Raw genomic sequence first — 14,207 nt, forward strand, 5'->3', positions numbered from 1 at the left:
TTTTGTCTCAGCTCATGGAATAGATGATGACCAGAACCGGAATCAGTCCCAGCAAAAACCATGATCCCATGGCACAGGTCGCAACAGCATGGGCGACACGCCCCTGCAACCGTGCCCGTGAACCGGGACCAGACAGAACCTGACGCCGAGGTTCTCCACCTTTGGATTCATATCGCATCTGAATGCTCCTCATCCGGTGACATGACCTTCTTTTCAGGCTGAGAGAACGCGCTCGTTCATCAGTCTGTGAGGTCATATCTGGAAGGAGACCGGGGCAAATTCATGGCATGTCAGTGTCGATCAACACACAAAACACGGCCCCGTGTGGCAGGCAGACTCAGCCCGCGCGCAAAAGCTCTAAAAAATGAGCCGCATCCGTCACATCGCGCAGCCGCATGGCAATGCGGTCCGTCACGTCCGTATCCTCACCCCAGATCGCCATCTGTTCGCGCTCATCCAGTGTGGCACAGGCCACCAGTTCTTCCGGCGTGCCCTGCCCTTTTACCAGAACCAGCCCCAGATACAGGCTTCCCAGCGCAGGCACAGCCACACCCAGCACCGCCAGCTCCGCGTCGGAAAGAGACTCGAGCAGAGCCCGCAGCGTCTTCATGGTGGCGTCCGGCTGGGTGATCGGCATCACCCCCTCCGTCGTGCGTAACTCCATACCGAAGGTATCCTGACACCAGTCCAGCCAGGGGCCCCATAGTTCACGCTGCCGACGCGCCAGTCTGGAATTTCCGGCCTCGCGGTAGCACAGCAGGTCACTACCCGCATACGCCAGCAGGCTATCAGTCACACCGGCCCGTGCACCAGGAATACGTTCCAGCATGGAGCCCGCGATTCGCGTCAGCGGCAGATCTTCCGGGCGGAAATGGCCGCCAACAGTCAGGCCAGCCGCCTGCCATTCCGCCGCCAGCGCATCAGCCAGAGCGCGGGAAGACACAGAGAGCATGGTCTTTTCCGGCAGCCGAACCGGCCTGCCGTCCAGCTGCACGGCAAAGCCCTCGTCCTGCACCGGCACAACCGTCGCCTGTTTCCAGAACCGTTTACGCGCGCCGGCAGGGGCTGGTTTTTTCTCCAGATCGCTCATTTAAACAGCCCCAGTCCGCGCAACATGTTCATCACCTTTCCATCTTTTCCGGCTTTGGGGGCAGACGGCGCGGGACCAGAGCCCCCTTCCCGCGCAGCAGAGAGCAGCGTGGGGCAATTATCATTCCCGCCATCATCCCCGCCAATATTCAGGCCATAGCGCCCGCCATAAGAGGGCTCCATTTTTGGCACGGGAGCCGCAAAGGTGCCCGTTACCCGCAGGTCAGACGCAGCAGACGCACCGCCCAAAAGCACGCGCGGCGAGAGATGCAGATCCAGCGCATGCGTCCCCAACCCAACCGTGCCGTGACCATGCAGGGAGAGGAACGGCGTTTCCATGGCTAGCAGATCAACCTGCGCAGCCCCGTCAGCAATCTGCATGTGAGTCCCAAAACACCGCACGGGCATTTTGCCTTTCAGCGGAATATCCGGCCCGAGCAGATTACGGAGCGCCGCGCCCCCAATGGAGCCATCCACGACGGACGCGCCGATATGCCCTGCCAGCGTACGCCGACGGGTTTCATCATCATCGCCCTGCATGCTGACGGTGCCGACAAGCATCAGCGGCCCCTGCATCAGAGACGGCGCCCCCATCCAGCCCTGCACGGCAGCCACCGGCAGCACAACCGGATGCATCGCGACCTCGTAGGCCGGGACATTACCGGATGCATCATAAACAAACCGGGCGGACTGCGTGGTGCCGGAACCTTCGGCTTGCACCGGGTCCGCCACCAGTCGCCCACCCTGCACCACAACGTGGCTGGTCAGCTGAGTCCATGTGAGGTCACGCCAGGCAACGTGCGGTGTTTCCACATTGGCGTTCAGCGTCAGGCCACGCACCACGTCCTGCGGCGTATGCTCTTTCACCAAGGCCAGCGTGGAGGCTGTTTCCACATGGCCGTCCACCTTGACGTTTTCAGCCGTTGGGAACGTACCACCGGGCGCGAGCTGATCCAGCACACCATGCACCTCCACTGAGGAATGCCCCCCGCCCAGCGTTCCCGCCAGTTTCAGATTGGACGCCCCATCGACAAGGGTCAGATCCACAGGCGTTTCCGTTTTTTCCGGAGCCAGTGCGAAGGCCGTCATCTGCGCCAGTGTGCCGAGCGTGCCGCGCAGCCCCAGAGCCTGCACCCCAAGCTGACCATCAATCTGCACAGCCAGAGGGTCATCAGGCTTCGTAGCATCCAGCATGGCGCGGCTCAGCTTGCTACCGGGCACAAAGCGCCCAAGCTCAACCTGTCCTGTATGCACATGCAGCCCCTGGGCCACCGGCTGCTGACCTGCACCGGCAATCTGCGCATCAACGGAAATATTCTGTCCGTCCGGCAGATCAGCCCGTGGGAAGAACTGCTCCAGATCCCGCAACTGCCCCAACGAACCACCGACCTGCAACGCATAAGCGCGTGCGCCATCCGGGTCCGTGACCGTGCCATCCAGATGCGCCAGTCCGGCGGGGTGACCTTCAATCGTCAGAGCGAGTTTGAACTGCACAGGGAAGTTTTTGTCCCGCACCGGCAACAGGCGACCTGTCTGGCCTGTCAGGACAAACTGGCCTTTGCCTTTCTCACCCTGCACGTCAAAGCTGGGTGTCGCGCCGTCCAGATCTTTTGCCTGAATATGCCCAAAGCTGATCTGGCCAGTTTTGTGCCGAATCTGATCATCCCACCGCACATCCGCCTTGGAAATGCGCACAGTAGAGACACTGACATCCCAGTGCATTTTGCCGGAAGACGGGCTGCCCCCTCCGGTATCCGGTCGCACAGGCGGCGTAAAGCCCCAGTCCGCCCGACCATCTGCCAGACGTCGTAGAGACACGCGGGGCTGAATGATGCTGACATCATTAAACACAATGCGATGCTGGAACAGCGGCAGCAGCCCGAGGCGGGCACGGACTTCCCCCGCGTCCACCATGTTCGGCGCGGGCTGCCCGCTTCCTGCTGCGTCTGCCTCTTCCACGCCGGAAAGATGCACGCCACGGGCTTCCACCCACGGGAACGGCAGAAGCCACACATGCAGCTGATCAACCGTCAGATGGCGGCCTGTCTGTTCTTCCACAGCTGCCACCAGCCGCACCCGCAGCCAGTTTGCATCCTGCATGGCGGAGACAACGCTGCCCCCGCCGACCAGCAGCACAGCAGCCCCGGCTACCAGACCGATCTTCCATTTCAGCCGCATTGGCTTTCCTCCTGTGTTCCGGAAGTCGCTGTTATCCGCCGCGACGAGACGGTTTGGGCGTAGCCCCCGGCGCAAACCCCAGAGCACGGAAGGTCTCACGCATATGCGGCGGGAGTTCGGCAGTCACAGTCAGCCGCCCCCCTGCCGGATGCGGCATATCCAGTTGCCGGGCATGCAGATGTAGCTGGTCCGTAAAGCCATCCACATGCGCGGTGGCGCCACCATATTTCGGGTCACCCAGAATGGGCGTGCCGAGCGATTCACAATGCACGCGCAGCTGATGCGTCCGCCCCGTAAGCGGAGAGAGCGCCAGCCATGAGAATTTGCGGGCTGCCGAATCCACCACCTCATAGGTCGTGCGGGCATACTGACCGTCCGGGTCCTTACGGTCCGCTGCCACCATAATGGCATTGGCACCCACACCAAGGCGCGCCAGAGGCTGGTCAATCTCGCCCGCCATCGGGTCAGGACGGCCCACCACAACGGCCCAGTAGGTCTTTTTTACATCCCGCCCACGGAAGGCTTCCGCCAGCTTGGCCGCCACACCGGGCGTGCGCGCCAGCAGCAGCAGGCCGGACGTATCCCGGTCAATCCGATGCACCAGACGCGGGCGCGGATCATCCGGCTCAGCCCGCAGGCCATCCAGCATCATATCCACATGTTTGGTAATGCCGGGGCCACCCTGCACTGGCAGACCTGCCGGTTTGTTCAGAACAATCACCTGTTTGTCCTGATACAGCACCATGCCCTTGATCTCGCGCACCAGCCGCTCATCCAGCGGACGCGGAGCATCCTTTGCCGGTCGGGCTGCCATGGGGATGGGCGGCACGCGCACGGACTGGCCCGGCTGCAGGCGGGTAGAGGCCTCAACGCGTTTACCATCCACCCGAATCTGGCCGGTACGGCACAGCTTTTGCAGCGCCCCTTGCGTCAGATGCGGGTAATGGCGACGAAAATAGCGATCAAGGCGAATATCCGCCTCGTCCTCGCTGACAGTCAGAATCACAACACTCATGCGACGATATTCACGACTGACGCCGATCCCGCAAGCGGGCCCATGTTTCCAGACGGTGGCGGATCTCCCGCTCAAAGCCTTTTCCGGTGGGATTATAGAAGGTCTGACGCTTCATCTCATCGGGAAAATAATTCTGCCCGGAGAAGCCTTCTTCCGTATCGTGATCATACTGATAGCCCTTTCCGTAGCCAATTTCCTGCATCAGCTTGGTAGGCGCATTCAGAATATGCGCGGGCGGCATCAGGCTGCCAGTAGCCTTTGCGGCACGGCGCGCTGCCCCATAGGCTTTATAAACACCGTTCGATTTGGGTGCCGTGGCCAGATGCACCACCAGCTGCGCCAGAGCCAGTTCCCCCTCCGGTGAGCCAAGGCGTTCGTACGTCTCCCACGCCGCAATGGCCAGCGGGAGCGCATGCGGGTCAGCCATCCCAACATCCTCCGCGGCAAAGCGCGTCATGCGGCGTGCGAGGTAACGCGGGTCTTCCCCGCCCTCCAGCATGCGCGCAAACCAGTAGAGGGCGGCATCCGGGTCAGACCCGCGCATGGATTTATGCAGGGCGGAAATCAGATTGTAATGCTCTTCCCGGTCCCGGTCATACAGCACAGCGCGTTTGGCCAGCAGACGGGCCAGAGCCTGAGCATCCAGCGGTGCCTCCGTTTTCAGGCTGAGAAGCTGCTCCACCATGTTCAGCAGATAGCGGCCATCGCCGTCCGCCATGGCGCGGAGGGTGGCGCGCCCTTCTTCCGTCAGCGGCAGAGGTCGCCCGGTTTCTTCCTCTGCCCGCGCCAGCAAGGCTTCTTCCGCCGGGTCATCCAGACGGTTCAGCACCATCACCTGACAGCGGGACAGCAAAGCGGAATTGAGCGCAAAGGACGGATTTTCCGTGGTCGCCCCAACCAGCACAATAGTGCCGTCTTCCACCACAGGCAGGAAACCATCCTGCTGGGCACGGTTAAAGCGATGAATTTCATCCACAAACAGCAGCGTACCACCACCGGCTTCTGCCTGCCGCCGGGCGTTTTCAAAGGCTTTCTTCAGGTCTGCAACACCGGAAAACACAGCGGAAAGCTGCACGAACCGCAGTCCTGCCGCCTGCGCCAGCAGGCGGGCAATGGTTGTTTTTCCCACACCTGGGCCGCCCCAGAGAATCAGGCTCGCGAGAGAGCCCCGCTCCAACATGCGCGTCAGCGTGCCGTCCGGCCCCAGCAGATGCCCCTGCCCGACTACATCTTCCAGCCGGTTTGGTCGCAACCGGTCCGCCAGAGGCTGATTAGGCGCAGGCCGCCCCGGATGCGCAGAGGATGGCTCACGGTCCAGTGGCGGAGCCTGATTGCCAAAAAGATCCCCACCCGGAGCCATGTCCGAAGGTGTTGTGCGCCGTGCCGCCATACCTGCCTGTCCTGAAGAAATGCTCGTCCCTGATATCGGGCTGCCGTGCCTGTTTTGCCACCTCTGCGCTCAGAAGAAAGTCCGGCAGCCCGCCTGCGCTGGTTTATTCCGGCTGCGCAGGCAGCGTGAAAGTGCCAGCAGGAATATTAATCCCGCTCTTCACATCAAACAGGGTCACGCGCGTTTCGCGCCCCTGTGCATCCACCACGCTCCATGAGCGCAACGCCACCGGGTTATCATAAAACACCAGCGTCAGACTGCCATCTCCGGGGGAAGACGTGCGCACGACCGTAACCTGCACCAGCCCGCCCTCATGCTGGAAGCCGGTAATGGTGACATCATTTTCCAGACTGACATGCTGCCGGAGCAACAGGCCGAGCGGTGTGCGCTCCATGGGGATAACGGTTGTCTGATCAAGCTGGTTATCGCGGAACACCACCTTGCCCTGATTAGCCACCAGCAGGAGCGGCGTTGGCGGATCATACGCCAGCCGCATCTGACCGGGGCGCTGCATCAGCACAACGCCGGTCGTGCGTTTTCCGTCCGCATCCAGCTGCTGCATATGCGCCTGAAAGGTGGTGACGCTGTTGAGAGCTTTTTCAACCTTCCCCAGCCAGACCTTATCGGACGCGGAAAGGGTGATGCCCTGCGGTGCGTCGGCCTGCGGAACTGCCTGAGCCGCCCCCTGCGCCATGGCAGGCGCGACAGGAGCCAGAGCGCTCACACCGCCCCCCACGGAAAGTGCCAGACAGAGGGCTGAAAATTTGCCGGAACGTGATGTCATACGCGCTGTCATTCCCATTGGTGACCACAAGCCGCCAGCAAACACCTTGCCCGGGCCTTTATTATGGCAGGCGCAGTATGCCACCTGCCGCAGCGGGATAACAGAGGTGCGTGTTCAGGAACTGCCGATCAGCACCCCGGCCAGAAAAACCAGCGCCCCGCCAAACACAATCTGCACAATAGCCGAGCCAAAAGGCGTGTCCTGATAGCGCCAGCGGATCCACGAGATCAGGAACAGTTCAATCACCACCACGGCAATGGCCACTGTCATGGCCGCACTGAAGGACTCAATCAGGAACGGCAGGGTGTGACCAATACCACCAGCCATGGTCATGGCCCCGCACACCAGCCCGCGGATGAGCGGCTTGCCGCGACCGGACAACGCCCCATCATCAGAAAGCGCTTCTGCAAACCCCATGGAAATCCCCGCCCCCAGCGAGGCCGCCAGCCCGACCAGAAACGCGCTGTGCGGGTCATGCGTGGCAAACGCTGCGGCAAACACCGGAGCGAGCGTGGAGACGGAGCCATCCATCAACCCCACCAGACCGGGCTGGACAATCTGGAGCACAAAACGCCGCCGGGCATTTTCGTCTTCATCGTCCCGCTTGTCATCTGTCAGATGGCGGGAGGCCATATCGCTGGCGGCCCGGCCATGCTGGTCTTCCGCTGTTGCGAGGTCCCCCAGCAATTTCCGGGTTTCAGCATCATTAGTGCGCAGGGCGGCCTGACGGTAAAAGCGGGCCGCATCCCGCTCCATGTCTTCCGCATAACGCCGCACAACCTCAATGCCCTGCCCCTGAATTTGCCAGGCAGGCTTACGCGGCATGAACCCGGCAATGTCCTGACGGCGGATAAGGGGAATATGATCCCCAAAACGCCGGACATAGACATCAATCAAATGCCGCCTGTGGTCATCTTCCTCATGCACCATGTCTGCAAAGATTTTGGCAGTGTCGGGATAGTTTTCCTGCAAGGCATAGGAAAAATCCGCATAGATGCGACCGTCCTCTTCCTCATTGGAAATGGCCAGAGCAAGAATTTCCTGTTCAGTCAGGGCAGTAAATTTACGCATCTGCCCTGCATATACATTTTCAGGATAAGTCTCAATTTATTCTTACATAATGAGAATATTTCGCATTTTCAGAGCAACTCTGTCGTCGATTTTTCTACAAAAACAGATAAGGGCACGATCATAACCTGACCCTGCCCTTATCATTACTGTCCCAACAGAAAGAGAATGGCTGCTTTTAAAAGGCGACCAGACCCGCCAGCAGCGCCAGTGCTACTGCAAAACCGATTTCCCGGTTGGCGCGGAACTGGGCCAGACACAAGGCCGGGTCCGACGGGTTCACGCCCACAACCTGCCGCCACAGCAGGAACACCGGAAGCAACAGGACCGGCCAGAACAGAAACCCCACACCAGCAAGCAAGGCCGCCACCGCCAGCAACACCACCATCAGCGCGTAACAGGTGCCAATAAAGGTCTTTGCCCGCCCCGCCATGAGGCGTGATGTGGATTTCACACCAATGCGGGCGTCATCTTCCATGTCCTGAAAGCCATAGATGGTATCAAACCCCAGCTGCCAGACGATGGTTGCGGCATAAAGCGCCAGCTGTGCGAGAGAGAGATGGCCCGCCGCAGCCGCATAACCCAGCGGCGCGCCAAACCCGAAGGTAAAGCCCATGACCAGCTGCGGCCACCATGTAAACCGCTTGGCCAGCGGATACAGCGCCACCAGCACCAGCGAGGACGCCCCCAGAATCTGAGAAAGACCGTTCAGTTGCAGCAGGATGGACAGACCAATCGCCAGCAGAATGGCCAGAAACAGTACCGCGTGCCGCATCCGCAGAGCACCGGACGCCAGCGGACGGCCAGCCGTGCGGGCCACCTGCCGGTCAATATCGCGGTCCCACATGTCATTCACCACGCAGCCCGCAGCCCGCATGACAAGACTGCCAATGCCAAACAGCAAAATCAGCCGCACCCGCTCCACAGCAGGCACGCCCTGCGGCAGCAGAATCCCCCATATGCCCGGTAAAAACAGCAGCCACGTGCCAATAGGCCGGTCCAGCCGCGCCAGCAGGGCATAAGGGCGCAGGGCCGGAGGCAGGCGGGCAATCCAGCCCGTCACCCGGATGTCGGTATGACCGGAAGAAGCTGACACGATACGGGCGGTCCTTTAACCAAACACAGCAGTGCCGGGGGTATGCCATAAATTCCCCTCTGGCATGAACCTCTTTGCGCAGAACGGCATTACCGCCTAAACAACCAACTCATTGCGAGAACGATCCACCGGACCGCGCTCCCCTTCCCGTTTCAACCTGCCTGATCGCTGAATGCCATGAGTTCGCCCGAGCATCTTCCCCGTCTTTTTGTGCCGCAGGACGCCGCAGGTGGTCCGGCGGAAGCTGGCACGTCCTGCCTGCTCAGCCCGGCACAGGCACGTTATCTGGGCACGGTCATGCGCAAAAAGGCCGGGGATTCTGTCCGAGTCTTCAATGCAGAAATGGGGGAATGGCTGGCCAGTCTGGGCGAGATTCGCAAGGATCGCGGCAGCCTGACGCTCACGGAGCGCCTGCGGCCGCCCTGCCCGCAACCTGACCTTGTTCTGGCTTTCGCCCTGCTCAAGCGCGATGCGACCGATATGGTCCTGCGCATGGGCACAGAACTTGGGGTCACGCGCTTCCTGCCCATCATAACCGAACGCACCAATACCCACCGCACCAACCCGGAACGGCTGGCGACCATCGCCGCCGAAGCCTCCGAACAGTGTGAGCGGCTGGATATCCCGACCATTGCCGAACCCTGCCCGCTCGCCAGCCTTCTGGGCGCATGGCCTGAGGATGCGTGCCTGTTTACGGCCATGGAACGCGCTAAGGACCGTGGCGTTTCCCTCCACAGCTCCTTGCGGCATGCCCGTGCGGGAGATGGCCTGCTCATTGGCCCGGAAGGCGGCTTTTCCGATACGGAATGCCGCGCCCTGCTCGCACGCCCTGCGATTACCCCTGTTTCTCTGGGGCCGCTGGTTTTGCGGGCTGATACCGCAGTTGCCGCAGGACTGGCGCTTATGGGCGACGGCTTGCGCTCTGCTCAGGATTAGTCAGAATACCTTTACCTTCGTTCTGGCCCGTGTCCTGCTGCCGGGCTGTTTTTCAAGGAACAGTGATTTCTAATGTCTCACGCCGATGCCCACGACGACACACCCGTTCGCTCAGTTTCTCAGCTGGCTGAGGTTTTTGCCAAAGGGTGCAAGCCCCGCGACTCATGGCGCATTGGCACAGAGCACGAAAAATTTGGCTGGGTACGGCCGGAAGCTGCCGCCAACGGTTCCAGCCCGCAGGCTGGCCGGCCGGCTTACGCAACCCCACCTTACAGCCCGGCCGGGATTGAAGACCTGCTGAATGGCTTTCAGGAAGTAGAGCCGGACGACTGGGAGCCCATTCTGGATGAAGGCAAGATTATCGGCCTGAAGGGCATTGAAGAAGCCAAAGGCGCAGGCATTTCTCTGGAGCCCGCCGGGCAGTTCGAGCTTTCCGGCGCCCCCCTGCAAACGCTGCATGAAACAGCGGAAGAGCTGGACAGACATTATGAGTCCGTGCGCCCGCTGGCCCGCAAGCTGGGCTTAGGGTTCAGCCCGCTTGGTTTCCACCCGACCGCCACGCGGGAAGACCTGCCGTGGATGCCCAAATCCCGCTACGCCATCATGCGCAACTATATGCCCAAGGTCGGCAAACTGGGTCTGGACATGATGCAGCGCACCTGCACCGTGCAGGTCAATCTGGATTTCGGGTCCGAGCAGGACATGGTCCGCAAGATGCAGGTCGCCCTCGCCCTGCAGCCGGTGGCCACCGCCCTGTTCGCCAACTCTCCGTTCTTTGAGGGCAAGCCGAACAACTATCTTTCCAACCGCGCCCGCATCTGGACGGATACGGACAACGCCCGCGCCGGCATGCCGGCCTGCGTGTTTGAAAAAGACTTCGGCTTTGAGCGCTATGCGGAATGGGTGCTGGATGTGCCCATGTATTTCATCATGCGTGACGGCAAGATGCGCGATGTCTCTGGCCGTTCCTTCCGCGCGTGGATGAACGGTGAGCGTCAGGACGGTCTGGAAGACGTTACCCCCACGCTGGCCGATTTTGAAAACCACATGTCCACCGCCTTCCCGGATGTGCGCCTCAAGCAGTTTCTGGAAATGCGCGGCGCCGATGCAGGCTCAGCAGAAATGATGCTGGCCCAGTCCGCCCTGTGGGTTGGCCTGCTGTATGACGATGCGGCTCTTGAATCCGCCTATGAGCTGGTGTGTGACCGCCCGTGGGAAGATTACGTCAAGCTGCGCTCGCTGGTACCGTCTCAGGCGCTGAACACGCCGTGGGGCCAGGGCACTGTGCGGGATCTGGCGGCACAGGTTATCGGCATTGCCATGGATGGCCTGCAGGCCCGTGGCTTTGTGGATGAGAACGAGCGGGAAGAATGGGCTTACCTCGCCCCGCTGACCGCCATGGCCGCAGGCGGCCCCACGCAGGCCGAACGCTGGCTGGAGCGCTATTACGGCGCATGGAGCGGCGATGTGACCCGCATTTTTGGTGAAAGCGAGATCTGATCCCGCTTCCATTTTTTCGGGCTGGCCGCTCCCTGCGTGCCAGCCCTTTTTTAACCGTTTTCTCTCAGGCCTTTTTGCCAGCCAGCAACCGGCTGGAACTCAGCAGTGCTGCAAAGGTCGCCACACAGGCAGCCATAAACAGGCATTTGAGCGCCGCTCCCTGCGCAAACAGGGAGAAAAAGGCCGCAACCCCCATTGCCCCGCAGGTCTGCCCGGCCTGACGCGCGACCTGCACCATTCCGCTCGCGCCGCCGGCCCGCGCATGGGACGCCGAGACCATCATGGCGCGGTTATTGGGCGGCTGAAACAATCCGAACCCGCATCCAGCAAGCCATGCCCGCCAGACGATATCAAAGGCAGTGGGGTGCGCTGGCATCATCCACAGCAGGAAAAACCCTGTCGCCGTCATCAGCAGACCGATGGATGAGAGCACCCCGGCAGATACCGTATCGGCCAGCCGCCGCACCAATGGCGCCGCGGACATGATGCCGATTGGCCATGGCGTAATGAGCAGGCCCGTCGCAGCGGGGCTCATCCCCAGCACATCATGCAGCGTAAACGGCATGGAAATGATGTAGAAATTGGAGGCCACAAAACCGCAAAAGCCCGTCATGAACGCAATGGCAAAATCCGGTTTCGCCAGCATATCAACCGGCAGAATAGGCTGCGGCAACCCGCTTTCCCGGTGAATAAGCAACAGGCCGGAGAGCAACCCGACGGCAATCAGAACACAGGACAGCAATGTGCCGGACTGATGCGCCAGCCCGTCCCCGCCCATCACCAGCGCGCCAAAGGCCAGCATGCACAAAACGCTGCCGGTAATATCCGGGCGAGACTTACTACGCGGTGTGGTTGGCAGCGCCCGAAACGCCATGAACAGGGCTGCGGCCCCCAGCGGCAAATTCACCCAGAACAACCAGGGCCAGGACGCCACTGTGAGAATAGCCGCCGCAGCCGTTGGCCCAAGCGCGACTCCCATGGCCACCACAACGCCATTCAGCGCAATGCCCTTGCCAATTTCCGCATGCGGATAAATGTAGCGGACCAGCGCAATATTCACGCTCAGAATGCACGCCCCGCCAATCCCCTGCAACACGCGGGCTGCGGCCAGCGCCGGGAGCGTTGTCGCCATCGCACACAGCACGGAAGAGCCTATGAACAGGATAATCCCGAACTGGCACATGCGGGAAAACCCGACCTTACTCCCCAGCGCTGCCAGAGGCAGCAGAGAAACAAGGCTAGCCAGCTGATACGCGTTTACCACCCAGATTGACGCTGAGGAGGACGCATGCAGATCCCGCGCAATGTCAGGCAAAGCCACGTTGGCAATGGCATAGTCCAGCAAGGCCATCAGCACGGAAAGGGACACTGCCAGCATGGCCCATGTCCGGGCCGGACCAAACAGACCATCGGTGCTTTTTGTTTGGGAAGAGCTGCCTGCTGGTTGCGCAAGTTCATTCATCAGCCTGATCGTTCCTTTTCTGATACGTAACGTCTTGCGCCGGGGGGCTTCTGTGCCACCCTGAGCCCTAAAGGGAAAGGCCAAACAGGCCGCAGCGGTCTTTAGAGGAGCTTCATCACGCAGGCGGTCATCGGAGAAGCACACGCGATTGTGCTGACATTTGAAATATTACTTATGCATTTTACAAATAAAGAAAATCTCTTTTTCTTGATTGGTTTAGGGTTTCCCGCCCCTGTTCCTTACAGAAAACACCCCGGCAATACCCCAAGCAAATGGTTGACATTCGCGCCTCGTCCCGCTCCATCCTCAGGAGATGACGCCCTTACTCGCCTCTGGCCTGACAGCCGCCGCCATCGTCCTGCTCATGCTCCTGATCGGCGTGGCGCGCCTCAACCCCTTCGTCACGCTCTTTATCGTGTCTGTCGGGCTGGCTCTGGCCACCGGCATGCCAACCGAGCAGGCCATAGCCTCTTTTGAAAACGGCATGGGCCATGTGCTGGGGCATGTGGCAGGGGTTGTCGCACTGGGCACCATGCTGGGGAAAATTCTGGCCGAAACCGGCGGGGCGGATCAGATCGCCCTGACCATCTCCCGCATTGCCGGGAAAAAGCGGCTGAACTGGGCCATGATGGTTATCGGCCTGCTGGTCGGGCTACCGGTGTTTTTTGAAGTCGGCTTTGTACTGCTCATCCCGCTGGTCATCATCCTGTCCCGCAGGAATAATCTGCCGCTGCCCGTGCTGGCTTTCCCGATGGCAGCAGCCCTTTCTGTCACGCACGCGATGGTGCCGCCGCACCCCGCCACCTTGCTGGCCATTACCGCTTACCATGCCGATACAGCCCGCACGCTGTTCTGGGGCATTGTGATTGGCACGCCTATCGCAGCGCTCGCCGGGCCGGTTTACACGTGGTACATCGCGCCCCGCATTGGCGCGCTCGCCCCCACAGCGCTGGAAGCCCAGTTTACCGGCCAGATTGAGCACGACAAACTGCCCTCTTTCGCCCTCTCCTGCGCCACCTTGCTGATGCCGGTTGTCCTGATGCTGGGTGGTGCGCTGGCGGAACTCCTCTGGCCCGCAACTGCCCTGCCCTATCGGGTTCTGCATTTTCTGGGCAATACGGACATCGCCCTGCTGGTGGCGACGCTGATGTCCTTCTGGCTGATGGGGAGCCTGAGCGGCCTGTCCCGCGAGACCATTCTCCGCTTCAGCAACGAGTGCCTTGCGCCTACAGCCACCATCATGCTGCTGATTGGTGCAGGCGGCGGCTTTGGACGGGAGCTGATTGACAGCGGGCTGTCTGCATCCATCACAAATCTGGCGCTGGGAGCCCATGTTCCGCTGCTGGTTCTGGCGTGGATGCTGGCATTGCTGGTCCGCATCGCCACTGGCTCGGCCACCGTAGCCACCACTACAGCGTCCGGCATTGTCGGTCCTATTCTGGCCACCTCACACTCTGTCTCGCCCGAACTGCTGGTGCTGGTCACCGGGGCTGGCTCAGTGGGGCTGAGCCTGATGAACGATGCCGGGTTCTGGCAGATGAAGGAATATCTGGGCATGAACCTCTCCCAGACCCTGCGCAGCTGGACGATGATTGAAACACTGATTGCCATCCTCGGCCTGCTGATCTGCCTGCCTCTGTCCTGGGTCATTCATTAAGGCAAAAGAAAAGGGCCTCATGTTTCCATGAA

12 protein-coding genes are annotated in these 14,207 nt (G+C 60.9%); 3 read left to right on the forward strand and 9 right to left on the reverse strand.

Translation table 11 applies throughout. The annotated features are described in order from the left end of the window. Positions 1 to 7: 7 nt before the first annotated feature. The 8 genes from KP703_RS04210 to ubiA form a co-directional block, all read right to left on the reverse strand. On the reverse strand, positions 8 to 178 hold the full coding sequence (locus KP703_RS04210; protein WP_156102490.1) for a hypothetical protein: 171 nt from the start codon (positions 176 to 178) through the stop codon (positions 8 to 10). A 159-nt stretch (positions 179 to 337) separates the two neighbouring features. After that, positions 338 to 1,090, reverse strand: coding sequence for an ATP12 family chaperone protein (locus KP703_RS04215; RefSeq protein ID WP_215753888.1), 753 nt, complete (start codon positions 1,088 to 1,090; stop codon positions 338 to 340). Then, a complete protein-coding gene (locus tag KP703_RS04220; protein WP_215753889.1) occupies positions 1,087 to 3,267 on the reverse strand; it encodes an AsmA family protein in 2,181 nt (726 codons plus the stop codon). The genes KP703_RS04215 and KP703_RS04220 overlap by 4 nt, the downstream gene beginning before the upstream one ends. 31 nt (positions 3,268 to 3,298) lie before the next feature. After that, a complete protein-coding gene (locus KP703_RS04225; protein WP_062272907.1) occupies positions 3,299 to 4,282 on the reverse strand; it encodes an RluA family pseudouridine synthase in 984 nt (327 codons plus the stop codon). Positions 4,283 to 4,292: 10 nt separating this feature from the next. Next, entirely contained in the window at positions 4,293 to 5,672 is a 1,380-nt protein-coding gene (locus KP703_RS04230; RefSeq protein WP_062141922.1) for a replication-associated recombination protein A, read from the reverse strand. A gap of 103 nt (positions 5,673 to 5,775) precedes the next feature. Further along, positions 5,776 to 6,456 (reverse strand): outer membrane lipoprotein carrier protein LolA, encoded by a 681-nt coding sequence (locus KP703_RS04235; RefSeq protein ID WP_215753890.1) that lies wholly within the window; start codon positions 6,454 to 6,456, stop codon positions 5,776 to 5,778. A gap of 114 nt (positions 6,457 to 6,570) precedes the next feature. Further along, on the reverse strand, positions 6,571 to 7,527 hold the full coding sequence (mbfA, locus tag KP703_RS04240; protein ID WP_215753891.1) for an iron exporter MbfA: 957 nt from the start codon (positions 7,525 to 7,527) through the stop codon (positions 6,571 to 6,573). A gap of 175 nt (positions 7,528 to 7,702) precedes the next feature. Beyond that, entirely contained in the window at positions 7,703 to 8,620 is a 918-nt protein-coding gene (gene ubiA, locus KP703_RS04245; protein WP_215753892.1) for a 4-hydroxybenzoate octaprenyltransferase, read from the reverse strand. 177 nt (positions 8,621 to 8,797) lie between these two features. Between ubiA and KP703_RS04250 the strand changes: the two genes are divergently transcribed. Together KP703_RS04250 and KP703_RS04255 are read left to right on the forward strand one after the other, a co-directional pair. Then, on the forward strand, positions 8,798 to 9,556 hold the full coding sequence (locus KP703_RS04250; RefSeq protein ID WP_215753893.1) for a 16S rRNA (uracil(1498)-N(3))-methyltransferase: 759 nt from the start codon (positions 8,798 to 8,800) through the stop codon (positions 9,554 to 9,556). A 72-nt stretch (positions 9,557 to 9,628) separates the two neighbouring features. Next, positions 9,629 to 11,056: a glutamate--cysteine ligase gene (locus KP703_RS04255; protein WP_215753894.1), complete on the forward strand. Its 1,428-nt coding sequence runs from the start codon at positions 9,629 to 9,631 to the stop codon at positions 11,054 to 11,056. A 64-nt stretch (positions 11,057 to 11,120) separates the two neighbouring features. Here KP703_RS04255 and KP703_RS04260 read toward each other — a convergent pair whose 3' ends face one another. Further along, positions 11,121 to 12,518, reverse strand: coding sequence for an MFS transporter (locus tag KP703_RS04260; RefSeq protein WP_215753895.1), 1,398 nt, complete (start codon positions 12,516 to 12,518; stop codon positions 11,121 to 11,123). Between the two features lie 313 nt (positions 12,519 to 12,831). On the opposite strand from KP703_RS04260, the gene KP703_RS04265 reads away from it, so the two are divergent. After that, positions 12,832 to 14,175, forward strand: a complete 1,344-nt coding sequence (locus KP703_RS04265; RefSeq protein ID WP_215753896.1) for a gluconate:H+ symporter — start codon at positions 12,832 to 12,834, stop codon at positions 14,173 to 14,175. The last annotated feature ends 32 nt before the right edge of the window (positions 14,176 to 14,207 follow it).

Origin of the sequence: Acetobacter sp. P5B1, from assembly GCF_018811985.1 — a bacterium.
Taxonomy (GTDB): domain Bacteria; phylum Pseudomonadota; class Alphaproteobacteria; order Acetobacterales; family Acetobacteraceae; genus Acetobacter; species Acetobacter cerevisiae.